Raw genomic sequence first — 22,537 nt, 5'->3', positions numbered from 1 at the left:
CTCTACGAACCCGACAGCTACGCCCCCCTGGCCCGCGTCGACCGGGAAGGCGACGAAGAGCGCACCTACTACTTCCACACCGACCAGATCGGCACGCCGCTGGACGTCACCGACGAGGACGGCAAGCCGGTATGGCAGGCCACCTACAAGGCCTGGGGAGAAGTGGAACGCTATGCGGCAGAAGAGATCGAGCAGAACCTGAGGTTCCAGGGGCAGTACTTCGACGCGGAGACGGGGCTGCACTACAACACCTTCCGCTACTACGATCCGGTGGTGGGGCGGTTTGTGGGGCAGGATCCGATTGGGTTGGGCGGAGGAATAAACATATACCTATATGGACCAAATCCCTTTCAGTGGATAGACCCGCTGGGGTGGTGCTCTACTAAGCTTGGCAACAATATGGGGGCACGACCAGGGGATGGGATGGCCAATCACCATCTTATCCCTGAAGAGTTAATGAAACATGCAGACTATGCCCCTATGTTTAACCGTCTAAAAAGTATGGGCTTCGATGGAGACGGGGCATCCAATGGTATCTTCTTGCCGGGAAGCTCTGATTTAGCTAAAAAAATTGGACTTCCCGGCCACTGGTCAAATCACTCAAACTACACTGGCACAATAAAAACCGAACTGGACAAGCTAAATAGACTCTTTAGCACCGGAAATCTAAGTGACACTCAGCTAGCTTTGGGAGTAGGCAGAATTCAGAGCATGGCAAAAGAAGGGCTAGAGAGTGGAAAGTTTGTCATCGACAAAATAACTGGAAGACTTCTATGAATAATCCCACTTACTACTTCATAACTTACGCTGCCAACAAAGGAAACTCTGAACACATCCCAATGGAGATAAACCATCCAGAATGGGAGTGGAACACGTACGAACCCCACCCAGAGTCAATTACAATCCAAAAAGACTACAAAATAAAAATTACTGACAGACATATAAAAGAATTTAATGCAGACTTCTACGGAACCAATACTTATTTCGTATCAGAAAAATTCATAGAAGCCTGTAATGAACTGAACGTCAAGTATAGAAAAATCCCGATTGAAATCAAATTCTCCAACGGAGAGCGCCCTCCAAAGAATTATTACGTATTTCTTCCTGCCCAGAACCTCTCTCTTCTTGACACAGAGAGATCCATTTTCCAAGAAGAGAAGGATATCGAGACTGGAAGGCCGATGATAAACAATCTCTTCCCCCCAACACCGGTTTATAGCTGGATAAAGAAATTCTCTCCACTAAGCACAAAGCTAGATCTATTTCGCTGCACAGAAACAATGAGCCTCGCCTGCAGCGAAAGATTTAAAAACAAACTAGAACAGCAACAAGCCTCAAACATAACATTCCAACCAATAGATGAAAAATATCGCTATGACCCATGGGGGGAAATCACTGACTAGAAACTGCCAACTCAGTTCAAAGCTATTATTTAAGAAAAGGATTTCATAATGAAATGCCCTCACTGTTCCACTTCCATCAGCCCCTTCTCCCCCGCCATCATGGGCCCGTCCAAGCCCGGCGGGGCAAGGGAATGCAAACAGTGCAACAACAAGTTCAGCATCACCGCTGACAAGAAAATCGCCGTGATTGCCGCCGTAGCGACGGCAGTAGTCGGTTTCTTCGTGCTGCGCCCCATTCCAACCGTAGGACCAGCCCTCTGGGGTTTCGCCACGGTACTGGTGACCTTCCTCGCCGCGGCGCGGCTGAAGAAGGCCTGAGCCACAGCCACCCACACGGATAACCATGACAGGAGGTCCCATGGAAAGCATCCCGCAAACCCAACCCAGCCAAGGCAACCTCAAGCCGAAATGGCAGGAACGCTTCGCCTTCTATGACCAGCACGGCGGCCCGCGCAGCGAAACCTACAAGCAGGCCCTGCGCGCCCTGCCCTTCGGCAAGCGCATCCTGATCAACGCCAGCCTCCTGGCCTTCTTCTTCGGCCCCATCTACTGGTTCGTCCTCGGCTTGTGGAAAAAGAACCTGGCGATGCTCGGCATCATCTTCGCGGTGGGCATCCTGGAGGGTCTGTTCGAGATACTGACCGGCATCGAGATTCCCCGCGCGCTGGATAACGGCATCGGCATGGGCTTCGCCGCCTGCTACGCCGTCATCACCAACTACGCCTACTACCTCAAGCAGGTCAAAGGCCAGCAAGGCTGGAATCCCTTTGAAGGCCAGCGGATGCTATAGCCAAGCCTCAGTTTGCTTTCTAATAATTCGCTGAAGATGATAACGGCCTTGGTATAGCCAAGGCCGTGTTGCTTTACAGCTTACTAAAAATACCAAACACAGGAGTGGGCCATGATCAATATAGGAAGACTAGAAACCGAGGCCACTTGCTAAACCAAGGAATTACAATGTCTGCTCTTAAATTTTATAAATCCGGACCAAGCATAAGCCTACCTGACATCGAACTATTAGAGAAAATAGTCAACCATTCATTACCCGAGGACTTCAAGCAATTTTACCTAACCCATAATGGCGGAATACCAGATAGAGACTGGTGGGATAGCGACGACAATTACGACCCCGTACGAGTTAAGCGCTTCAAGATTATTGCCAGAACCAACGAGACCTATAGCAATGACACTAAATATCTAGATGCACTCTATACCACAATGACGAAAAAAGTCGTCCCTGAAACCCTTCTCCCCTTTGCAATAGACGACGGAGGGAACTTCTTTTGCTTAGACTTAACCGAAAACAACATATGTTTCTACGCAACCGACTCATTCGACAATAACATCAGCCCAGAGTCAAACCACACCAATGCCTACCGGTGGCTAACCAGTTCATTTGAAAGCTTTATCAGCAACCTTAAACATGAATCAGAAATTTATATATAACTTAAAATCAGCCCTCCTAATACCAATCAAAGCAATACTGCCATTACAATCAGAAGATTCCACCAAAGCCTAGCTCACAAATATATTCGATAAAGATATCAATATAAAATTCTCCCATTGCCACACCAATCAACCCCTTCTCCCCCGCCATCATGGGCCCGTCCAAGCCCGGCGGGGCAAGGGAATGCAAACAGTACAACAACAAGTTCAGCATCACCGCTGACAAGAAAATCGCCGTGATTGCCGCCGTAGCCACGGCAGTAGTCGGTTTCTTCGTGCTGCGCCCCATTCCAACCGTAGGACCAGCCCCTGGGGTTTTGCTACGGTACTGGTGACAGCACGGCTGAAAAAGGCCTGAGCCATCACGGAGAATCACGATAGGAGGTCCCATGCCACCTCAAGCCGAAATGGCAGAAACGCTTCGCCTTCTACGACCAACACTGCGGCCTGCTGACTCACGGCGACCATAGAGTTAAATACCTCTAACGCAAAATTAACGCTCAACAACTGTCGCCCCTAGTTGAGAAAGGAGCTCGACACATGGTAGAAGCACATGAAATCACCAATCTCATAAAAAGCAAAGAATATCAAGCCGCACTAACAAACATCGAAAAAGAGATTCCGATAGAAACCCTGAAAGATCACAACGAACAGCTGTCGATACTAAGTCAAAGAAAGATGAGCGCTGCAAACGTGGACATTCAAGACGCTAAGAACTTTCTTCGAAACTCAGAGGGGAGTTTAACTAGATACACAGTGAGAAAACATGAAAGCACACGTGGCCTCGACGAAAAACTAGGCTTATCAACAGAATCGGAAGCATCCGAACTCACAGGATACGCAGCGAGCTACTTGCTAAACAATATAGTAGAAATAATCGTAGCCGGACGAGGAGAGAAGGCATTGGAAAGGTACCTAACAGCTATCCGAGTTCAAGCCCCTCGAAAATATACAAAACAAATATTAAGCTGGATAAGTAGCTAAAGGCTCGGTCTAGCTCAGGCTGGCGTGCACCTCACGTGAGAGCGCCCCCCTCAGGGATCTTCGCGAAGGTATTGATTACCCCCGCCAGGTCCATGATCCGACAGAGAGCAGGCCTTCTCTGCCAGGGTCTGCGCCTATTGCAGGGATGTAAGGTTCGCGATTAAACCTCATATCTGCTTATATTCCCATTGTCCATATCCTGTGCCAGCCAGGAGAAAATTTACACATCAGGTAGAGGTAAGAATGATAGCCCCATGGAAGGAAACTACACATACCTCCTGCAACACTCTGGGAAATACCTTACTCGTTGCTCGCCAATAGGCAGATGAAAAATTATCTTTTATCCTCAAAAATTGAGAGTGAGAAATTAGAATGAACGCAATAGACATTCTAAAGGATTTCATGTGTGAAATGCACATATGGGAAACTAGTTTCTGCAAGGCTCAAGACGAATACGACGAGGCCGACCATGATACTAAAGAGCTATGCGGAGTCTATCGAGAAAAACTAAAAGTCATATTGGAAAAGTACTCAATGGAAACCACACCGAATAGAGACAGGCTGGTCGATTTAGGCTGTACAGTTCCAGCCACCTACACCCCCACAAAGATAAGATAATAAGCATTGATGAGAAACATCATATTTGTAAAATCCATACAACCCAAACCGATGGATTGAAGTCCAACTTCATATTTACTCTTTGTAAAACACCCGAAGGCTGGAAGATTAAAGAGAAACATAGACTGAACAGCAAGAGCTTCTGGGTGATATCGGCACTTTAGCTCCAAGTTCCGATCTACCCCCTCGGGGCAATCGTTTTCTGCAGTTAATGAACCCAGCCCAATGCTTGATGAAGATCAGGATGCTTATAGAAAGAGGAGTTTTCCGATTTTTCAACCAACAGTTACTTATACAGTCAGCCATCATGAACAACAGAGATGAACTACTCTCCAAAATTGAGATTCTGCAAAAGCAGGTCAGGCTTCCACTGTTCCCTGGCGCTACACCATTAGAGATCGAACGCCTTCTGCTCATCTCAAAAAGACGGTTAGGCATTTGTCCGCCGATAGATTATCTGGAGTTCCTGAAGATCCATGATGGGCTTACTGTCGAAGGTATATTCTTTTACTCCACTACTCTCCTGGCAGACGCACCTGAAGAAAAAGGTCTATCTTTTATCTTGATGAACGTCGCACATCGAGAACTAGAGTGGAAATCTGATTATATTTTCCTAGGCGATGATGACCTGGACGTCTTCATATTCAACACAAAGTCTTTGAAATATGAAGTCAGGGACAAGCAGTCACTCGACAATCTATTTGAGGATTTCGATAGCTTCTCCAAACTGTTGGATCATATCCTACAGAGAATAGAAGATCGAATCTAACCTGAGTCGACGAAATTCATTATTACCACTCAAGAGGAATTTCCACTCCGGCGACACAGCAGAGGGGCTTTATAGATATCCGATTGAAAGACAGGATGCTCACACCCGACCCGAACCGATTCTTCAGGCAATTGCTTTCCGGCTTGCTCTGCTGGGTGCTGATAGGTGGCGCAGCCGTCGGCCTGATGCCGATGCTTCTGCTGCCCTACCTGCTGATTTGCATGTGGGCCTTCGTGCGTTTTCTGCGAGTATCTTGCGTCAGCGAGCGTTTCCTCGATTTTGCCAGTACCGTACTCATCAACTGGCTCGCAGTCTGCCCGATGCTGGGCCTGGTAATGGGGATCGCGGCTTTTCAGCGCCTGGGTGGACAACCGCAGTTGCAGGCACTCGGTATGGCCCTCGTCCCCAGTGGGCTGACGATAGCGGCCTACTGGCTGGTAGGGCTCCGCCGCAAGTTCACTTCACCGTTTCAGGTCCGTCACGAACAGGTCAGCTACTCCGAAGACGACGACAAAAGCCTTGGTGCTTGGACCGGCGGTATCGCAGCCGCGCTTTCCGCCACGGTGATGGCAATGCTAGGCGAACCCGCTGACAAGGCCCATGTCGCGCTCTGGCTCTATGGATTCTTCGCAGTCACCTCCCTGTACTACGTGTACTACCTGCGCAATGCCATTCCTGCGCTCAAATCACTGGCCAGCCAGGAACGCAGTCGCGTCAAACCATTCATCTTCGAGAACCTGCCGCAGATTCGCGCGTGGCGCCAGCGCTTCTGGCTGGCCAGGTTGATCGCCTGGCTATCACGGACACTCGGCTAGGAAAGATTCGGACTCGATGCCAAGCCCCATGGCTCTGCCGTAGCCACACCCAACCACCTAGACACCAGGCGGCAACTTCGAGCGCATCGCCTTGCGCCGGTCCAGCATCTCGCCATCCACCACGAAGGTGCCATCACCGACAGCATGCAGGGTACGACGCTCCTCGCGCCTGGAATCGACATAGGCGGCGATGCCGTCGAGTACCACTATGTTGTGCCGCTCGATCACGTCGACCACCCGGCACTCGATGTTCGCCAGGCACTCGCCAATCAGCGGCGCGCCGACATGCCTAGCTGGCAGGGCGGTCAGCCCGAAGCGGGCGAACTTGTCGGTGTCGGCGCCGGAGCAGGTGCCTATGCCGACCACGGTGTCGAGCAGGTCCACGGAGGGAATGGCGATGACGCACTCGCGGGTCTTCTCCAGGGCGGTGTAGGAGTAGTTCCAGGGCCCGGTGGTAAGGGCGAAGCGTGGAGTGAAGTCGACCACCATGGTCCAGGACAGGGTCATGATGTTGCGCTGGCCGTCGTCGCAAGTGGTGACCAATACCAGCGGGCCGGGCTCCAGGAGGGTGAAGGCCTTCTCCAGCTTCAGCGCTTTCATGGCGAGGGTTCCTCGTTGCGTGCTACGGCGAGGGATGGAGACCACTGGTGGTGTGGCCTTTCTTCCCCCCTCCCCAGGGGCGTGGGAAGTAATAGCGTAGGCGTTTTCCCCGAGCCACGTCACTGGACTCGCATTCAGCTTGCGGATACCTGCCTGGCACCCTGTCCGGGCCTGGAAGTGGAACCTTCATGCTTCAGGAAAAAACCTTCCGCGCAGGCACGCATTTCCGAATGTCGGCCGGCCAGCGCCAGCCGCATCATTTCAACTTGAAGTTCTTCCTGCTCCACCATGAAATCCAGAAATGCCACGGTCTCGGCCGGCCCCGACTGCCGCAGGTCGCGCAGCCGATCGACATAGGCGATGGTCTTTCCGTGAACGAACTTCACCAGCCCAACCATCAGGCACCGGGGTACCGACGAAACGATCCAGGCCTTCAGCTTCGTCGGTAATCCCGGGGTGGGGTCCAGCCCCCAGCGCAGCGCCGCGGCTTCGTATCGACGAGCATTCAGGATTTCCAGGTCCCAATAGGCCTGCCAGAACATATGCCAATCACTTCCCCTGCAACGCGCCGCCATCCGCCTTACGGTTATCAGCGCGAACGAGCGATTGGCGAGTTCCTGGCGGAACCCCTCGATGAATTCCTTTGAGGGCATGAGGTTCTCCAACTTGAATTCGACAGGTATTTTCAAACCCTGAAAATGGCCAGCCCGCAAAGCGGGCGGCTCAGCAGCCCCGTTCCTCCCCCAGGGGACGAAGCGACTCATCGAAGTCGTCCAGCCTTGGGAACTTCAGCGCCTCGCGCTGCTCGAGGGTAACGAGGTGCCGGGCGTACTCATTCAAGTACTCCCGGCGCTCCGCCGCGCTTATGTATGGGACGTGATAGGCAATGAATGGCGGCAGGACCTCGAGCCCGACATAGGCGAGCATTCCCTGGTGGATGGGGCGCAGCAGGGCTTCCATCTCGCCATGCACGGCGCCTTTGCCGAACATATGGCGCTGCCCGCCCAGGCTGAAGGCGAGCATCGCCCTCTTTCCCTTCAAGCCGCCTCGGTCGTAGATCCGCCGCCCGCCATAGCAGAACCCGGACACAAAGACCCGGTCGATCCACCCCTTCATGATGGCGGGCATGCCGAACCAGTAGAGGGGGAAGTTGAAGATGATCAGGTCGGCCCACTTTATCTTTTCGAGCTCCACCTGGATGTCCGCCGCCAACATGCCGTTGTTGTGGTTGTGCCGTTGCTCCAGCGCATAGACCAGATATTCGCCATTGGCTCGATGTCCGAAATCCTCGGCGGTGGCAACCGGGTTGAACTTCTGGGCATAAAGATCGGAAACGACCACTTCGTGCCCCTGCTCGCCCAACACCATGACCGCGAGGTTTTTCAGCGCGGCGTTGAAAGAGGCCGGCTCGTTGTGGGCATGTACTATCAAGACTTTCATTGCTTTCCAGACTTCCGTTTTTGACAACTGGGTGGCCGCCCTGGTGTCCGGCGAACGCGCCAGCGGACACCAGGGCGGCCCGTTTCTATTGGGTAATCACCCCGGCGGGCCCGAACAGCAGCAGATGCCCATCCGCCCGCGGCGCCAGTGCCGACAGGTTCAGGCGGTCTTCCCGTCGTGCGGCAGCGAAGCGCGCAAGGCTGGCGTCGGAAAGCGCGACGAGGCCGCCATTGCCGACCAGCGCCACGCGCCCATCGGCCAACTGCGCAACGGCCGTGATCGCCTCGTGGCTGCCACTGTCCAGCGCCTGCCAGTGCTCGCCCAGGCGATCGCCGAGCAGCACCCGGCCGCTCATGCCGGCCAGCAGCAGCCGGCCGTCGCGCAGCCCCGACCCGCTCCACAGCGAGCCGCTGGCGCCGGTGTCGAGCGCTTGCCAGGTCGCGCCGCGGTCCAGCGAGCGATAGGCGTGCCCCTGTTCCGCCGCGATGAACAGGCCGCCATTGCTGCCGGCGAAGATGTGGTTGAGATGGAAGTCGTCACCTTCGGCGGTGACCGCCAGGCGTCGCCAACTGCGCCCGCCGTCCTCGGTCTGCGCGGCGTAGCCGTAGGCGCCGACGACGATGCCGTGGCGGGCGTTCTCGAACCACACCGAGAGCAGCACCGGCTTGTCGTCCAGGCGCTGCTGCAGGGCCCAGGTTTCGCCGCCGTCCTCGCTGTGCAGGAGCACGCCGCCATGGCCGACGGCCCAGCCCTGGCGGTCGTCGACGAAACTCACCGCCGTCAGCAGGCCGTCGACCGGCACGCTGCGCGCCTGGCGCCAGGCATCGCCATCGTCGGATAGCACGACCACGCCATGGTCACCGACGGCCACCAGGCGCTGGCCGGCCCCGGCCACCGCGACCAGCGGCGTGCGCTGCGCGGCGTCCAGGGCGATGGCCGGGCTTTGCGTTTCGGCGGCCCAGGCCTGCCCGGCGAGGCTCAGTACCAGCGCGGCCAGGAGCGGGCGCAGGGGTTGGATGCTGGACATTCGCGCGTCCTCCATTCAATGGGCGATCAGGGGCGCGCGCACCGGCCCCCGCCGCGGGATCAGGGTTTCCAGCAGTACGGCGATGGCCGGCAGCAGGGTGATGGCCATGAGCATGTTGGCCATGAACATGAAGGTGAGCAGCAGCCCCATGTCGGCCTGGAACTTCAGCGCCGAGAAGGCCCAGGTGGCGACACCGACCGAGAGCGTCAGCGCGGTGAACACCGTGGCCACGCCCACCTCGCGCAGGGCCTGCTTGAAGGCGTCGACGATGTTCTGCCCGGCGGCCAGGTGCATCTGCAGGCGGTTGTAGATGTAGAACGCGTAGTCCACACCTATGCCCACGGCGAGCACCATCACCGGCAGGGTGGCCACGGTCAGGCCGATGTCCAGCGCCTTCATGAACCAGTAGCCGAGGAAGGTGGCCAGGGTCAGCGGCAGGCAGCAGGCGACCATGGCCCGCCAGTCGCGGTAGACGAGGAACACCAGCAGCAGGATGGTCAGGTAGACGTAGAGCATCATCGGCAGCTCGGAGGCCTCCACCACCTGGTTGGTGGCGGCCTGCACCCCGGCGTTGCCGCTGGCCAGGCGCACGTTCACGCCCGCCATGGGGTGGCTGGCGCGGTAGCTTTCCACCGCCTGCACCACGCGGGTCAGGGTGGTGGCCTTGTGGTCGGCGAGGTACAGGTTGACCGGCAGCAGCGTGCAGTCGGCGTTGTACAGGTGCAGGGCTTCGGGCACCTGGCGCACGGCTTCGGCGAGGGACAGTTCGTCCTGCGGCAGCGCCGCCCATTTCGGGTTGCCCTCGTTCACCCCGGAGGCCGCCAGCTTGGTCAGCGCCGGCAGCGATTGCGCCGAGAGCACGCCGGGCACGTTGCCCAGGTACCAGGTCAGGCGCTCCACGTAGCGCATCACGTCGTGCTGGTAACAGCCGCCGGCCGGGGTCTCCACGGCGACGGTGAACAGGTCCAGGCCCAGGGAGAAGTGGTCCACGACGCTCTGTACGTCCTGGTTGTAGCGCGAGTCGGCGCGCAGTTCGGGCGCCCCCGGCAGCACGTGGCCGATATGGCGGCCCTGGCTCTGCCACACGGCCACGGCCATGAGCAGCAGGCACAGCACGCCGCCGATGGCCGCGTTGCGCGGCTCGGCGATGCGCCCCAGGCGGACCATCAGCCCGTCGCGCGCGCGGCGCAGCCTTTCGACGCGGGCCACGTAGGCGGCATCGAAGCGGAAGTAGCTGGCCAGCAGCGGCAGCATGACCAGGTTGGTGACGATCTTGTAGGCCACCCCCACCGAGGCGGTGATCGCCAGCTCGCGGATCATCGGGATGGGCACCAGCACCAGGGTGGCGAAGCCGACGAAGGCGGTGATCAGCGCCAGGGTGCCGGGGATCAGCAGGCCGACGAAGCTGCGCCGCGCGGCGGTCAGGCCGTCGGCGCCGGCGCAGACTTCCTTGGCGATGTAGTTGACCTGCTGCACCCCGTGGCTCACGCCGATGGCGAAGACCAGGAAGGGCACCAGGATCGCCAGCGGGTCCAGGCCGAAGCCGAGCAGCGTGAGGGTGCCGAACTGCCAGACCACCGACACCAGCGAGCAACACAGCGGCAGGAAGGTCAGCACCCAGGAGCGCGTGTACCAGTACACCGCCAGCACGGTGAGGACGAAGGCCAGGCCGAAGAACGCCACCACGCTCCTGGCCCCGGCGCCGATGTCGCCCATCTGCTTGGCGAAGCCGATGATCTGCACGTCATAGTCGGCGTCGGCGTACCTGGCGCGCACCTGCTCTTCCAGGCGCTGGCTGAACTCGAGGTAGTCGAGGCGCTTGCCGGTCTGCGGGTCCGGGTCGGCCAGCTCGGCCACCACCATGGCGCCGGAGTAGTCGTTGGCCACCAGGCTGCCGACGAAGCCACCGATGATGGTGCGCTCGCGGATGCCGGCGATGGCGCGGTCGTCCAGGGTACCGACGGTGACGTCGCCGCCGACCACGTCCTCGGCCTTCATGCCCTCCTCGGTGATCTGCACCGCGCGGGTGTTCGGCGTCCACAGCGAGGTCACGCTGCGGCGGTCGATGCCCGGCATGAAGAACAGCGCCTGGGTGAGGTCGTACAGGCGGGTCATCGCCTGCCTGTTCCAGATGTCGCCGTGCCTGGCGTGCAGCACCACGATGATGCGGTTGGCGCCGAACAGCACGTCGCGGTACTGGTTGAAGGTCTTGATGAACGCATGCTGCTGCGGCAGCTGCTTGTCGAAGCCGGCCGACATCTCCAGGCGCGAGGCGTAGAAGCCCATCACCAGGGTGATTGCGGCCAGCAGGCCGAGGGTCGCCAGGCGATGGCGGAAGAGAAGGCGCTCGAGCGCCGACACCAGGTAAGCCAACATGGAATGCCTCGATGCAACGAGTGCCGCGGGCGCCGGCCAGGGGCCGCCGCCGGCGGTCTACTGCCAGGGATCAGAACGAGTAGGAAACGCTGCCGCCGAGGAAGTCGCGGTCAGCCATCAGGTTGTTGGCGCCGCCGCCCCAGAACTGCACCCACTGCAGGCCGCCCTTCCAGCGGTCGCGGTAGTTGAACAGCAGCGAGGTGGTCAGCGACTTGCGGCCCTCGACGAAGGGCGAGGCGTTGGGCGAGGTACCGTTCACGTCCTGGCTGAAGTCCAGCTGCGGGGTGACGGTGACGCCGCTGCCGAACAGGTCCGGGTAGTTGATCCCGAACTCGGTGACGTAGCCCCAGGAGGCCTTGTCCGGCAGCGCGTAGTCCGGCAGCGCGTAGGGCACCTTGCCGGAGGTATCCAGGCCCGGGTAGTAGGTGACGACCGCCTCGGCCATCATGAAGCCGTCGGAAGCGCCGAGGCTGGTGGGGATGAAGCCCAGCACGTCGTTGGCGGAGAAGGTGTAGATGGCGTTGAGGTCGGCCTGCCACTTCCGCTCTTCGACGAAGCCCTTGTTCACCCCGGTGTCGAACACGCTGTACTTGTTGTAGCTGCCGGTGAAGGCGCTGCCGAAGGGCACGGTGGGGTCGATGGCGACGCTGTCGTGCGGGCGGTACGACAGCTCGCCGGCCACGGCCACCGGGCCGAGCATGGTGTTCATCGACAGGCCGAAGAGGTCCTTGTCCTCGCCGTAGTTGATGAAGTAGTCGTCCACCACCAGGTTGTCCGGGTCCTTGCGCGCGGTGTAGCCGATGAAGGGCAGCTTGTCGTGGTAGCGCTCGTAGAACAGGCCGAACTCGGTGTCGATGCCCTCCGCCCGCCAGCGCAGGGCCAGGCCGTACTGGCCGCCGTTCTTCGCCTCGCGCTCACCCGCGTAGGGCACCGCCAGGCCCGCGGCTACCAGGTCGGCCGTGCTCAGGCCGCTGCTCAGCGGGTCGCCGCAACGCCCGCTGGGGGTGGCGGCGCAGGTGCCGGGCAGGATGCCCTCGACATAGTTGGTCGGATAGTAGATGGCGCGGCGCCCTTCCCCGGCTACGTCCGCCGCGGAGAAGTAGGTGCCCACCGGGTCGAGCGCGTAGGCGTTCCACTTGAACTGGTAGTAACCCTCCAGGTTCAGGGTGTCGCTCAGGCCCAGGTTGAACGAGGCCATGGGCGCCGGGATGAACACTTCCTTCAACTGGGTACCCGGGGTGTGGTACTTGGGCAGGCTGAGGGCGTTGATCTGGTTGATGCCGCCGGTGACGAAGATTTCCTCGCCCCAGCTGATCACCTGGTTGCCCACCTTGACCTTGGCCGGCATCTGGCCGAGGTCGAAGCTCCTGGCCAGCCACAGGTCGAGCAGGTCGAAGCGCTCGGTGGCATCGCGCCTGGCGGTGTCTTCGAGGTCGGTGCGACGGGTGTCGTCCATCTTGAAGTCCCTGGCCCAGGCGACCCGGCCGAGGGCGCTCCAGCCGTCGCCGAACTTCAGGCTCAGCTCGTGGGTGCCCTTGATTACCTGGGAATAGACGTCGTGCTTGTGGTAGTTCAGGTCACCGTCGTCGGCGTTGCTGTAGTTGATGTCGGCATTGGCGTAGCCGTTGCCCCTGGACAGGTTGTAGTAGCGCCCAAGTTCGGTGTTGGCGCCGTTGTTGCAGCCGCCGCTGTCGCTGCCGACGAGATTGCAGTCCGGCGACTGCAGGCGGGTGGCGAAGCCATAGGAAAGCGTTGAGTCGAAGCTGCCGGAAACGCCCGCTTCGGAGCCGAAGACGAAGGCCTGGCCCGGCTGCGCCCACAGCAGGCCGGAAGCCGCCAGCAGGGCCAGGGTCGAGGTATTGCGGGCGCGCAGCATCCCCTGCGGCGCTTGCGCGCCGCACTTGTCGTTCTTGTTCATGAGGTTTCTCCGGGCTGATCAGCGTTCGCCGCGGCGACGCAATTCGTTGGCGCTGAACATCTTGTCGCTCACCCGCCCCTGCAGGCCCGCGGGGAGGTCGAGGGCCTCCCCTTCCTGGGTGAAGCCGTCGGCGATGTAGCGGCGCGCGACCAGGTCGTAGCTGACGTATTCGAAGTTGGTGCAGGCCTGGATTTCCGGGTCGGCCCAGAGGCTGCCTTCCTGGAAGCGCCAGAGGTTGCCCTTGGCGTCGTACATGTCGACGTACAGCAGGCTCCAGCTGTCCTCGTCGATGAAGAAGACCCGCTTGGCGAAGGAGTGGCGCTTGTCGGCCTTCACGGTGGCTTCCACCACCCACACGCGGTGCTTCTCGTAGCGCTGCGCGTCGCGGTTCAGGTAGTCCTGGCCGATCAGCTGCTCGTACTTGTTGGCCTTGTCGACCAGCTTGTAGGAGTTGTACGGCACCAGCATTTCCTTCTTGCCGACCAGCTTGAAGTCATAGCGGTCCAGGGCGCCGGTGAACATGTTGATCTGGTCGACGAAGTACAGGCTGTCGGAGCCGGCGATGGGGTTGTCGTAGGCGAACGAGGGCGCGAGGCGTACGCGGCGCTGGCCGGGGAAGTAGATCCAGGAGTCCTGCGGCTTGTCCAGGTAGGCGTGCACCAGGTACATCTCGCCGGCGCGCGACGAGGGCGAGAGCACGTCGTAGAGCAACTTGGCCTCGATGCCGCCGGTGTCGGCCGGGCTTTTCACCGCGGGGTCGTTCCACGGGTAGTACTCATAGGCCCACTGCTTGACTTCGGTGAGCGAGCCGCCCTTCTCGCGCATCAGGAACGAGATCTGCGCCCGCCGCCCCTTGGCCATGTAGCGCAGCTTGTAGTTCCACATGACCTCGATGCCGCTCTTCGGCAGCGGGAACGGCACCGCCGCGCCGGGTGCCTGCTCCAGGCGCCAGCCGTCGCTACCGATGCGCGCCTGCCCGGCGAGTTCCCTGGTGCGCTGCGCCACCTCGGTGGGAACGGCGCAGCTGCGATGGGTGGGATAGACGTCCAGGCGATAGCTCGGGTAAGCCTTGATCAGCGCCACCTGCCCTTCGGGCAGCAGCGCCTGGTACTGCGCGAGGTTCTTCGCATCCACGTGGTACAACGGCTTGTCAGCGGCATAAGGGTCACCATGGCCAGGGCTCCAGCCGGCCGGCGCCTGGGTCAGCCCGCCGTTCCAGGCCGGGATGCTGCCGTCGGCGTTGCCGGCCTTCTCGGCACCGACAGGGGTGAGCGCGTTGCCAAGCTCGCCCGGGCCAGCCGCAGCGGCGCCCTGCGCCTGAACAGTACCAAGGAGCGCCAACAGCGCACCGCCCAACAGCGAAAGCGGGAGGTTTCTCATGAACTTCTCCTGGAGGAGCTTTTTGTGTTTATCGGGAAGCAGTTCGAGGTGCCCCAGAGGGGCTCGACATCGGGCTCGCCTGGAGTGCAAAGCTATCCAAAGCGGCGCGGAGCGACTTGCCAGTAGAGGCCAGGGAAATTGGCATCTGGTGCCAATCGCGAGCGGGCCCGGCAGTGGAAAGCGCGGCTGATGCCGCCGATACCGGCCCTCCTCTCCCGCCAATCCCCAAAGGCCTTTGCCTTTCCGGCTCACGGGCGCAGCGCATCCCTCAGCGCCTCGCCTGTTCGGCCGCCGGCAGCGACAGGCTGGCGAGGTAATCGATGATCGCCCTCCGGTCCTCCGCGCTGCGAATCTGCAACGCGATGCCGCGCATCCAGATGCCCAGTGGATCCGCATGGGCATCGCTGCCGCGTGTCCCGTCCGTGTAGTGAGTGAGCTGGCGGTCGAGGTAGCTGGCATCGAGGATGCGCAGGCTGGGGGTCTTCAGGTGGGCGAAGCCTTCGGCTTGCAGGCCGTGGCAGGCCGCGCACGAGCCCTGGTAGAGGGACTCGCCATGGGCGGTGCCCGCGCTTTTGCTCGCGCTGACCTTGGCGGCCTGCTGTTGTGCGTAGTGATGGGCCAGGCGGTTGAAGTCGGCTTCGTCCAGGCTGGCTACCACAGCGCGCATCTGCACGCCCTGGCTGTCTTGCGGGTCGTAGCCACGCTGGCCGGCCTTGAAGGCGCGCAGTTGCTGGAGCAGGTAGTCGACCTGCTGGCCGGCCAGGCGCGGGGCGCCGAACACGGCGTTGCCCTGGCCCTGGTCGCCGTGGCAGGCGGCGCAGGTTTCGACGCCGGCACCGGCTTCGGCGCGAATGTGGAGCGTTGCGGCGAGCAGGAGCAGGCCGACACGGGTACATGCCTTCATGGGTTCAGGTTCCTTCGCGCTTCTGTTTTTCTTGCTGGGCGATGCGTTCGAGCAGGTCGCGGCGGACCTGGCCGACATCGGCCGGCACGCGCTGCCGCCAGCCGTGCAGCTCCGCCCCGCTGTAGGGTTGGAAATCGGCCGGCAGCTGCTCCCTGTCGAAGCGCTCCAGCATCCAGTTGAGGACGCCGGCCAGGGCGTCGTCGGAAAGGCCCGAGAGCGCCGAGCCGGGCACCTGCACCAGGTATTCCCGCCCGCCCGGCACGCCGAGGAACTTGCCCAGTTGGCCGGGGAACGCCGGCACCTGGCGCTGCGGGTTGCCGCTGCCGTCGGGCAGGTGGCAACCCTGGCAGTTGAGCATGTAGTCCAGCTGGCGCGGCTCGGTGGTCCAGGCGCTTGCCGGGCCCACCAGCAGCAGTGCGGCGAGAGCGGCGCGGATCGGGGAGCGGCCGGCCATGGGCTTATTCCTTCACCCCGATCACCACCGACAGCGAGCAGTGGTACGGCATGTCGGCCTGGCTGCCGGAACACCAGTTGAGGTCGTTGGAGCTCTGCGGGCGGTACAGCGGGCGGTCGCCCTCGTCGCGCTGGCACACGCAGCGCCCGCAATTGCTCTTGCCGCAGCAGTCGTTGTAGGAAATCACGTAGTCCTTGCCGTCCGCCGGGTTGCGGCAGGTGCCGATCCAGGTGATGTCGGAGCGCACCGTGCCCGGCGGGCAGCTGTTCACCGTGCCGCCGCAGCAGCTGCAGAGGAAGCCGTCGATGGCGCAGTAACGCCAGTAGTCGCAACTGCTCGGGTCGCCGTTCTCCACCAGGCTGGAAGCCCCCGGCTGGGCGAAGGCGCCGCTGCGGAAAACCGGCAGCAGGGTCGTCGCGCCGGCACCGGCCAGCAGCGTGCCCAGGCCGCCGAGGAAGCCCCGCCGCGAGGTGCCGCGCGCGACCTTGCGGGTCAGCAGCTCGGCGGCTTCGTCGAACCATTTGATCGCCATGCTCAGTGCACCTGCTTGTAGAGGGGAGTTCCAGCCGCGTGGCGCGCGGCCTCGAAGGCCTGGATCGAGGCGAAGCCGAGCACCTGGGCCTCGAACAGGCTTTCCAGGTGCTCGCGGGTATTGATCAGGCCGTGGGTGACCACGGTGCCGCTGGTGTCGATCAATACGCCGTAGGGCAGCTTGCTGATCTGGTAGGCCAGACCGACCTCGCGCGACAGCAGGTAGGGGAACGCCTGCAGGCGCTGCGCCTCGATGAAGGCCTGGTGCGCGGCGACCTCGCCGTCGCTGGCCAGCACTATCCGCAGGCGCTCCTGCTGGCGGATGGCCTTGAGCACCGGCAGCAGGGTCTTGCACACCGGGCAGGTCTCGGAGAGGAAGAACAGCAGGGTCGACTGCCCCTGGGCATTGGCGCCGCCGAGGCTCACCGAGCCGCCGGTGAGGCTCGGCAGGGTGAAAATCGGCGCCGCCTCCCCGGCCTTGATGGCCTTGCCCAGGGACAGCGCGCCCACCGGGCGGATACGTTCGTGCAGCAGGCCGACCTGCCGCGCCAGGGCGCAGACGGCGAGGACCAGGGCCAGGTTGAGCAGCCAGGAAAAGCCGCTGGAGACGATCAATGCGTAAGTCATGTCCATCACGGTTCCCCCAGGGATGCACGGTTGGAGATCAACAGGTTGGCCAGCAGGTAGAGCGCCACGCCGCTGGCCAGGGCGAAGCCGAGGGTGACGGCGTCGAACCACACCAGCGGGCGTTCGCCCATGGGCGCCAGCAGGTTCAGCGCCGGCAGGAGCAGCAGCAGGTTGCGCAGCACCAGCGCCCGCCCCGGCGGCTGCGGCCGGCCACCGAAGTGGCAGCCGCAATCGGCGATGGCTACACCGCGCCAGGTGACACCGGCCAGCACGGCGGTATAGAGCGCCAGCAGAATCGCGGCAGGCGCCGCCGCCCAGGGCTGCCAGGGACTGGCCAGCGCACCGCCGGCGGCCAGCAGTTCCAGGCCCGGTAGCAGGCCGACGAGAACGGCGCGCAGCCTGGTGGGCAGCAGGCCGGCGAACGCCGCGGCGTAATCATCGAGGACGCGCGCGAAGCCCTGCGGATCGCGCAGCTTGTGCAGGCCGGCGCTACCCAGCAGCAAGGCCAGGGCGCAGGCACTGCCCAGGTGCACCAGCGGGTCGTGCAGGCAGGTCGCGATCACCATGGCGCCACCGCATTGAGGAAGCCCAGGGGAATGTCGCCGATGCTGCGCAGGTGCTTGCCGCTGTCGGCGTCGTAGAGGTTGATGCCCTGGCGCAGCAGCGGCATCAGGCCCTTTTCGCCTTCGGTCAGGTAGACCCAGGCGGTGAACAGTCCAGGCATGGGCACCATCCAGTCGAGGCTGTAGAGGCGCGGCCGCTCGCCCTGGCTGACGCCGATGGCGGTGCTCTGCTCTTCCAGCTCGATGCGGGCGAGGCGCGCGTGGGTGCGGGTGTCGAACACCCAGACCTCGGTGCCGGGCTTCTGGTAGTTCTCCGGCTTGTCCTTGTGCATCAGCACGAACAGCCTGCCGCTGCGCTCGTGCAGCGCGGTGCCGTGGTTGCCGGCCACGCCCCAGCCGTCGGCGCGCTCGGCATCGCTGAGCAGCGACCAGTGCTGGGTCGCCTCGACGCCCTGGGCGGTCATGCGGATGCCATAGGCATCGTTGTTCTGGGAAACGAAGTACCAGGTATCACCCAGGCGCGAAGCGGTGGTCAGCAGCGCGTCCTTCACCGGGTCGAAGGCCGGCGCGGTACGTTCCTGCAGGGCGGCCTGGCCATTGTCGTCGAGGCGCAGGTGGAAGAAGCCGCCGTTGCCGCAGATGGAATAGAAGTCCCGCGGGCCGGCCGGGTAGATGGAGGCGCAGCCGGGGGTGGCGACCTCGCCGACGAAGCGGTTGCGCTCCAGGTCGACGACGGAGATGGACTGCGCCGGGGTGAAGTTGAGCACCAGCAGGAAGCGCTCGTCGTCCGATAGCACGCTGAGCCCGGTGGAGATGAGCGCGGTCATGCGCTTGGGCGGGATGGCGATCTCGCGCTTGGGGCTGAGGGTGTGGGCGTCGTAGACGGTGACCACGTCCGTGCGGGTGCCGCGCACGCCGCGGCTGAAGTAGATCTCGCTGGCGTAGAACTCGTCGCGCTTGTGCGACAGCACCAGGCCGTTGCTCCACATGCCGGTACTCACCTGGCCGAGGTTGCGGCCGTCGTCGGCGAACAGGAAGGCGCGGCCGTCGACCATGTTGGGAGCGTTGCTGCCCCAGATCCAGAACCAGTGCTGGCCCTGGTGCGCGCCCAGGGTTTCGACGTGCGCTTGCTCGGGGACGAACTGCGCCAGCGCCGGCAGTGCCAGGGCAGCCAGCGAGAGGCCACCCAACAGGGCGCGCAGCGAGCGCTTCCACAGGGCGGGCGGGCGCTTGCCCCGGCTCGTCGATGGCTCATGGGCGGCGGGGCGGTCGGGCTCGCCCCGCCCTGGCAGGCGGGTTGGCATCTGGCGTCAGTCTCCTGGGTTGCGGAAGCGCTCGATCCGACGGGCGAGCGCCACCCTGCCCTGCGCCTGTACGTCGGCAAGAGCGGGTCGGTCGCTTCGTCGGTCATCTGGCCAGCAGCGGAAAAATCGCGGTTGACTGCATCGGTGGCGATGCGCTGCGCCGCGGTTCCATACGCTGCTGGTTTCTGTGCGTATCTGGCTGGAAAAACTATTCAAAGTGGCGCCACCGCGGCTTGCCAGCAGGTGACAGAGTCGTTGACATCCGATGCCAATCGGAGGGAGCCGCCCCTGGGCGCGACGACAGGCGCCCTTGCCCGGTGATGCCGGGCTTACCAGGCATGGCCCGAAGCGATTATCGTAAACAGCACGTGGGATGATTCCCCAACCACCTGGCCCGGCAACGCCAGGCGCGGGAAATCACCGACCGGTCGACCGAAGCGGTCGGCGGCGGGACCTTCGAAACGGACAGACGAACGACAAGAACGATAAGGCTGTGGCACCTATGAAATCCGCCCGTACGGTGATGTCCGAGAACTTCTTCCGTCGCTTCAGGGATTGCTTCGAACCCCACCTCGCCCCGCTTGGCATCGATGCCCGGGTACTGGAGCGCGGGGACATAGAAATACCCGGCGAGCAGTACGTCGCCCTCTGGGAGGCGGCGGGGCAGTCGAACCCCAACGTCGGGCTCGAACTCGGGTTCCAGACCGAAGCCGACGATTTCGGCGCCCTCGGCCACGCCCTGTACTGCGCGCCCAGCGTCGAAAAGGCCCTGAAGACCCTGCAGCAGTTCATCGTCGTCTTCGCCCAGGAGTCGATCTTCGACTTCACCTGCGACTCGCGCGAAGTCACCGTGGAGTATCAGGTCACCGCTCCGACCGTCCTCCAGCGGCGGCAGGACGCGGAATTCGCGATCGCCTGCGTCCTGCGCATGCTGAACCTGATCACCAGCAGCACCATCAGGCCGCTGCGCATGGACTTCGAACACGACCGGCCCGCGGACACCTCGGTGCACAAGCGGATTTTCCAGTGCCCGCTCTACTTCAACCAGCCCACGAACCGCATCCACCTGCCCCTGCAGACCCTGCAAATGCCGGTGGTGCGTGGCAACGAGCGGCTGTACAAAGCACTCGAGCCCTACCTCGAACGAGAGCGCGAGCAGCGCGCCGTGTCCGATGAACTGCTCGCCCAGGTCACCCGGATGATCGCGACCGAAATGAGCAGCGGCGCGCCCTCGCTGGACGAGATCTGCGAGCAGCTGAACCTGAGCCGACGTACCCTGCAGCGGCGCCTCAAGGACCATGGCATCGAATACTCGTCGCTGGTCGAAGACGTGCGCCGGGAACTCGCCCTGGCGTACATCACGGACTCGGACTACTCCATGACGGAAATCTCCCTGCTGGTCGGCTATTCCGAATCCGGCTCCTTCACCCGCGCCTTCCGACGCTGGACCGGCCGCTCGCCCCAGCAATACCGCGCCAGCAGCCGGCCACGCACCTGACCGCTCTCCCCTTCCCGACTTTGGCGCACGCGGCCCAAATGGCTGGCACCGGCTGACAATTCATCGACTCGCCCCGCCACTACCCTGATGCCGTCCTTTCGAAACCGACGGTCTCTGCACTGCGCCGGAGAAGGCCCTGCGCCACCGCCCTGCAAACGACGTCGCGTTCCCAATCCCCGGCAGACGAGAAAAGAGCATGACCGGCAACAGCGACCCGCTTCTGGGCAGCAAGTCCTTTTGGCAACACGACTACGGGCACTACTCGCCCAACCCTGCCCTGAAAGAAAACCTGAAGGTGGACGTGGCGATCATCGGCGCCGGCTACACCGGCCTGAATACCGCCTGGCAGTTCAAGCGGGACAACCCCAACGCCCGAGTGGTGGTGCTCGAAGCCGCCGTCGTCGGCTTCGGCGCCAGCGGCCGCAACGCCGGCTTCAGCACCAGGATGTTCGGCCTGGAACCCGAAATGGTGCTGCTGCGCTGGGGAAAGCAAAAGATGATCGAGGCGCACCTGTACCTGGAGAAGGCGGTGACCCATACCAGGAGCCTGATCGAGGAAAACGGCCTCGACTGCGACTACCGCCACAACGGCCTGGTTCGCATGAGCTACTCGGAGCAGCAGGCCAATCGCCTGAAAAAGAGTTATCAGCTGTTCCAGGAACTGGGCCTCGATGGCGACATGCGCTGGCGGGAGAAGTCACAGGTTCATCAGGACTTCCATTCCGAACGCTTCAACAGCGGCATCTATGAATCCGGCACCGGCTACCTCAACCCCTGCAAACAGGTGCGCGCCCTCAAGGGGCTGGCCGAGTCGGCGGGCGTCACGATCTACGAAACGACGCCCGTGACGAACATCGAAAGAACGGCCTCCGCCATCGGCCTCACAACACCACAGGGCAAGGTCACAGCCGACAAGCTAGTGGTGGCGACCAACGCCTACTCACGGCAGGTGCCGGATACCCGCGCGCTCAAGACCCGGCAGTTCCCGCTCTGGACCTACCAGATCGTGACCGAGCCACTCAGCGACCGACAATGGCAAAGCATCGGCTGGAAGGACCGGCAGTCGTTCGGCGACAACCGGCAGATGCTGCATTACTTCCGCCCCACCGTGGACGGCCGGATCCTCATGGGCGGCGGCGACGCGATCGTCTACAGAACGCCACCGATGGACGAGGTCCCCTCGCCCATGAGCTGGCAACACTGCGAAGCCCACCTGAAGTGGATCTACCCCCAGTTGAAGGACGTACGCATCGCCTACCGCTGGGGCGGCCCGGTCTCGGTGAACGTGGACATGGTCCCTGAAATCAGCTTCGTCGGCGACGAACGCATCATCTACTCGGGCGGCTGCTTCGGCCACGGCGTCGCGCTGACCCACCTCAACGGCAGAACCATCGCGGACCTGCTCAACGGCGAGAAGACCGAACTGACGGACTTCTGGATCGTGAACCGGAAATCCATCCCGATGGCCGGCGATACGCTCTTCTTCCTGGGCGGCCGGGCGGCTCGGCAGGCGCTCAAGGCGTGGGATTGGTGGGAGGAGCGGGGGTTGAGGGAGAGGTGATTGGGTGGCTGTTCCGGGGGAGCGGTTTCTCGATGCTTCGCCGTCGATGGCAAGTTATGTCGACGGTCTATATGGCAACTTGGCGGCGTGATGCCGTCGTAGGAGCCTCCTGGGTCAGGTCCTATGAGGAGGTCCGCTCTTGTCGTGGTGATGGCGGGGGCGCGATCTCGTTCCCCCCTTCTGAGTAAGCTCCGGGCGCTGCGGTAATTCATGTCATGGCCTGATGGAGCGGATTATTTTAATACTCTACCCCTTGTACCCCATGCGCTTAATTTGTGGATTTCCATAGATCGTTAGAGACATCTACAAACAACAGCAA

At 61.8% G+C, this 22,537-nt stretch carries 24 protein-coding genes; 10 read left to right on the top strand and 14 right to left on the bottom strand.

The annotated features are described in order from the left end of the window. The 5 genes from DK254_RS08270 to DK254_RS08260 all read left to right on the top strand — a co-directional run. Positions 1-777 (top strand): RHS repeat-associated core domain-containing protein (locus tag DK254_RS08270; RefSeq protein WP_109933957.1); only part of this gene is annotated, 777 nt, incomplete at its 5' end. Then, the gene (locus tag DK254_RS33770; RefSeq protein ID WP_146219586.1) at positions 774-1,403 is read left to right on the top strand and encodes an Imm43 family immunity protein; all 630 of its coding nucleotides are present in this window, start codon (positions 774-776) and stop codon (positions 1,401-1,403) included. The genes DK254_RS08270 and DK254_RS33770, both read left to right, overlap by 4 nt. A gap of 48 nt (positions 1,404-1,451) precedes the next feature. After that, on the top strand, positions 1,452-1,721 hold the full coding sequence (locus DK254_RS33765; protein ID WP_141137700.1) for a hypothetical protein: 270 nt from the start codon (positions 1,452-1,454) through the stop codon (positions 1,719-1,721). A 40-nt stretch (positions 1,722-1,761) separates the two neighbouring features. Then, positions 1,762-2,193, top strand: a complete 432-nt coding sequence (locus DK254_RS08265; protein WP_109933388.1) for a DUF2628 domain-containing protein — start codon at positions 1,762-1,764, stop codon at positions 2,191-2,193. Positions 2,194-2,360: 167 nt separating this feature from the next. After that, on the top strand, positions 2,361-2,849 hold the full coding sequence (locus DK254_RS08260; RefSeq protein WP_109933387.1) for an SMI1/KNR4 family protein: 489 nt from the start codon (positions 2,361-2,363) through the stop codon (positions 2,847-2,849). A gap of 49 nt (positions 2,850-2,898) precedes the next feature. Here DK254_RS08260 and DK254_RS33760 read toward each other — a convergent pair whose 3' ends face one another. Further along, positions 2,899-3,138 (bottom strand): hypothetical protein, encoded by a 240-nt coding sequence (locus DK254_RS33760; RefSeq protein ID WP_218281408.1) that lies wholly within the window; start codon positions 3,136-3,138, stop codon positions 2,899-2,901. 251 nt (positions 3,139-3,389) lie between these two features. On the opposite strand from DK254_RS33760, the gene DK254_RS33755 reads away from it, so the two are divergent. The 3 genes from DK254_RS33755 (at position 3,390) to DK254_RS08240 (ending at position 6,035) form a co-directional block, all read left to right on the top strand. Next, positions 3,390-3,833, top strand: a complete 444-nt coding sequence (locus DK254_RS33755) for a hypothetical protein (RefSeq protein WP_146219584.1) — start codon at positions 3,390-3,392, stop codon at positions 3,831-3,833. A 925-nt stretch (positions 3,834-4,758) separates the two neighbouring features. Beyond that, positions 4,759-5,220 (top strand): YrhA family protein, encoded by a 462-nt coding sequence (locus DK254_RS08245; protein WP_146219583.1) that lies wholly within the window; start codon positions 4,759-4,761, stop codon positions 5,218-5,220. Between the two features lie 95 nt (positions 5,221-5,315). After that, positions 5,316-6,035: a hypothetical protein gene (locus DK254_RS08240; protein ID WP_109933383.1), complete on the top strand. Its 720-nt coding sequence runs from the start codon at positions 5,316-5,318 to the stop codon at positions 6,033-6,035. Between the two features lie 57 nt (positions 6,036-6,092). Here DK254_RS08240 and DK254_RS08235 read toward each other — a convergent pair whose 3' ends face one another. The 13 genes from DK254_RS08235 to DK254_RS08175 all read right to left on the bottom strand — a co-directional run bounded on the left by DK254_RS08235 (position 6,093) and on the right by DK254_RS08175 (position 19,159). Next, positions 6,093-6,635, bottom strand: a complete 543-nt coding sequence (locus DK254_RS08235; RefSeq protein WP_109933382.1) for a flavin reductase family protein — start codon at positions 6,633-6,635, stop codon at positions 6,093-6,095. A 134-nt stretch (positions 6,636-6,769) separates the two neighbouring features. Then, a complete protein-coding gene (locus DK254_RS08230; protein ID WP_256595830.1) occupies positions 6,770-7,399 on the bottom strand; it encodes a hypothetical protein in 630 nt (209 codons plus the stop codon). Continuing rightward, positions 7,359-8,075 carry an NAD(P)H-dependent oxidoreductase gene (locus DK254_RS08225; RefSeq protein WP_109933381.1) on the bottom strand — a complete coding sequence of 239 codons (717 nt, stop codon included), beginning with the start codon at positions 8,073-8,075 and terminating at the stop codon, positions 7,359-7,361. Before DK254_RS08225 ends, DK254_RS08230 begins: the two co-directional genes overlap by 41 nt. Before the next feature lie 85 nt (positions 8,076-8,160). Continuing rightward, complete coding sequence (locus tag DK254_RS08220) at positions 8,161-9,102, bottom strand: YCF48-related protein (protein WP_109933380.1); 942 nt, start codon at positions 9,100-9,102, stop codon at positions 8,161-8,163. 15 nt (positions 9,103-9,117) lie between these two features. Then, on the bottom strand, positions 9,118-11,478 hold the full coding sequence (locus DK254_RS08215) for an RND family transporter (RefSeq protein WP_109933379.1): 2,361 nt from the start codon (positions 11,476-11,478) through the stop codon (positions 9,118-9,120). A gap of 70 nt (positions 11,479-11,548) precedes the next feature. Continuing rightward, positions 11,549-13,396, bottom strand: coding sequence for a DUF1302 domain-containing protein (locus DK254_RS08210; protein WP_109933378.1), 1,848 nt, complete (start codon positions 13,394-13,396; stop codon positions 11,549-11,551). Positions 13,397-13,414: 18 nt separating this feature from the next. Beyond that, complete coding sequence (locus DK254_RS08205; RefSeq protein WP_109933377.1) at positions 13,415-14,776, bottom strand: DUF1329 domain-containing protein; 1,362 nt, start codon at positions 14,774-14,776, stop codon at positions 13,415-13,417. A gap of 268 nt (positions 14,777-15,044) precedes the next feature. Next, positions 15,045-15,680: a c-type cytochrome gene (locus DK254_RS08200; protein WP_109933376.1), complete on the bottom strand. Its 636-nt coding sequence runs from the start codon at positions 15,678-15,680 to the stop codon at positions 15,045-15,047. Positions 15,681-15,684: 4 nt separating this feature from the next. Continuing rightward, complete coding sequence (locus tag DK254_RS08195) at positions 15,685-16,134, bottom strand: hypothetical protein (RefSeq protein WP_109933375.1); 450 nt, start codon at positions 16,132-16,134, stop codon at positions 15,685-15,687. A gap of 4 nt (positions 16,135-16,138) precedes the next feature. Continuing rightward, positions 16,139-16,660 (bottom strand): methylamine dehydrogenase light chain, encoded by a 522-nt coding sequence (locus DK254_RS08190; protein WP_371921126.1) that lies wholly within the window; start codon positions 16,658-16,660, stop codon positions 16,139-16,141. A gap of 8 nt (positions 16,661-16,668) precedes the next feature. Further along, positions 16,669-17,292, bottom strand: a complete 624-nt coding sequence (mauD, locus tag DK254_RS08185; RefSeq protein WP_109933955.1) for a methylamine dehydrogenase accessory protein MauD — start codon at positions 17,290-17,292, stop codon at positions 16,669-16,671. A 5-nt stretch (positions 17,293-17,297) separates the two neighbouring features. Further along, entirely contained in the window at positions 17,298-17,858 is a 561-nt protein-coding gene (locus DK254_RS08180; RefSeq protein ID WP_109933373.1) for a MauE/DoxX family redox-associated membrane protein, read from the bottom strand. Beyond that, entirely contained in the window at positions 17,852-19,159 is a 1,308-nt protein-coding gene (locus tag DK254_RS08175) for an amine dehydrogenase large subunit (RefSeq protein WP_256595829.1), read from the bottom strand. Before DK254_RS08175 ends, DK254_RS08180 begins: the two co-directional genes overlap by 7 nt. A 502-nt stretch (positions 19,160-19,661) precedes the next feature. Here DK254_RS08175 and DK254_RS08170 point away from each other — a divergent pair. Further along, a complete protein-coding gene (locus DK254_RS08170) occupies positions 19,662-20,657 on the top strand; it encodes an AraC family transcriptional regulator (RefSeq protein WP_109933372.1) in 996 nt (331 codons plus the stop codon). Positions 20,658-20,853: 196 nt separating this feature from the next. Next, positions 20,854-22,218 carry an FAD-binding oxidoreductase gene (locus DK254_RS08165; RefSeq protein WP_109933371.1) on the top strand — a complete coding sequence of 455 codons (1,365 nt, stop codon included), beginning with the start codon at positions 20,854-20,856 and terminating at the stop codon, positions 22,216-22,218. Positions 22,219-22,537 lie beyond the last annotated feature (319 nt).

It is taken from the genome of Pseudomonas sp. RW407, from assembly GCF_003176655.1.
GTDB classification, from domain to species: domain Bacteria; phylum Pseudomonadota; class Gammaproteobacteria; order Pseudomonadales; family Pseudomonadaceae; genus Pseudomonas; species Pseudomonas delhiensis.
Note: the sequence above shows the minus strand (reverse complement) of the source record. Positions and strands in the feature narration are given on the sequence as shown.

Excerpts from the sequence above, each read along its gene's own strand:
- DK254_RS33770 (WP_146219586.1), top strand. The coding sequence starts at position 774 with ATGAATAATCCCACTTACTACTTCATAACTTACGCTGCCAACAAAGGA.
- DK254_RS08265 (WP_109933388.1), top strand. The coding sequence starts at position 1,762 with ATGGAAAGCATCCCGCAAACCCAACCCAGCCAAGGCAACCTCAAGCCG.
- DK254_RS08220 (WP_109933380.1), bottom strand. The coding sequence starts at position 9,102 with ATGTCCAGCATCCAACCCCTGCGCCCGCTCCTGGCCGCGCTGGTACTG.
- DK254_RS08240 (WP_109933383.1), top strand. The coding sequence starts at position 5,316 with ATGCTCACACCCGACCCGAACCGATTCTTCAGGCAATTGCTTTCCGGC.
- DK254_RS08205 (WP_109933377.1), bottom strand. The coding sequence starts at position 14,776 with ATGAGAAACCTCCCGCTTTCGCTGTTGGGCGGTGCGCTGTTGGCGCTC.
- DK254_RS08260 (WP_109933387.1), top strand. The coding sequence starts at position 2,361 with ATGTCTGCTCTTAAATTTTATAAATCCGGACCAAGCATAAGCCTACCT.
- DK254_RS08215 (WP_109933379.1), bottom strand. The coding sequence starts at position 11,478 with ATGTTGGCTTACCTGGTGTCGGCGCTCGAGCGCCTTCTCTTCCGCCAT.
- DK254_RS08225 (WP_109933381.1), bottom strand. The coding sequence starts at position 8,075 with ATGAAAGTCTTGATAGTACATGCCCACAACGAGCCGGCCTCTTTCAAC.
- DK254_RS08210 (WP_109933378.1), bottom strand. The coding sequence starts at position 13,396 with ATGAACAAGAACGACAAGTGCGGCGCGCAAGCGCCGCAGGGGATGCTG.
- DK254_RS08165 (WP_109933371.1), top strand. The coding sequence starts at position 20,854 with ATGACCGGCAACAGCGACCCGCTTCTGGGCAGCAAGTCCTTTTGGCAA.
- DK254_RS33765 (WP_141137700.1), top strand. The coding sequence starts at position 1,452 with ATGAAATGCCCTCACTGTTCCACTTCCATCAGCCCCTTCTCCCCCGCC.
- DK254_RS08235 (WP_109933382.1), bottom strand. The coding sequence starts at position 6,635 with ATGAAAGCGCTGAAGCTGGAGAAGGCCTTCACCCTCCTGGAGCCCGGC.
- DK254_RS33755 (WP_146219584.1), top strand. The coding sequence starts at position 3,390 with ATGGTAGAAGCACATGAAATCACCAATCTCATAAAAAGCAAAGAATAT.
- DK254_RS08175 (WP_256595829.1), bottom strand. The coding sequence starts at position 19,159 with ATGCCAACCCGCCTGCCAGGGCGGGGCGAGCCCGACCGCCCCGCCGCC.
- DK254_RS08180 (WP_109933373.1), bottom strand. The coding sequence starts at position 17,858 with ATGGTGATCGCGACCTGCCTGCACGACCCGCTGGTGCACCTGGGCAGT.
- DK254_RS08170 (WP_109933372.1), top strand. The coding sequence starts at position 19,662 with ATGAAATCCGCCCGTACGGTGATGTCCGAGAACTTCTTCCGTCGCTTC.
- DK254_RS08230 (WP_256595830.1), bottom strand. The coding sequence starts at position 7,399 with ATGAGTCGCTTCGTCCCCTGGGGGAGGAACGGGGCTGCTGAGCCGCCC.
- DK254_RS33760 (WP_218281408.1), bottom strand. The coding sequence starts at position 3,138 with ATGGGGCGCAGCACGAAGAAACCGACTACTGCCGTGGCTACGGCGGCA.
- DK254_RS08200 (WP_109933376.1), bottom strand. The coding sequence starts at position 15,680 with ATGAAGGCATGTACCCGTGTCGGCCTGCTCCTGCTCGCCGCAACGCTC.
- mauD (WP_109933955.1), bottom strand. The coding sequence starts at position 17,292 with ATGACTTACGCATTGATCGTCTCCAGCGGCTTTTCCTGGCTGCTCAAC.
- DK254_RS08245 (WP_146219583.1), top strand. The coding sequence starts at position 4,759 with ATGAACAACAGAGATGAACTACTCTCCAAAATTGAGATTCTGCAAAAG.
- DK254_RS08195 (WP_109933375.1), bottom strand. The coding sequence starts at position 16,134 with ATGGCCGGCCGCTCCCCGATCCGCGCCGCTCTCGCCGCACTGCTGCTG.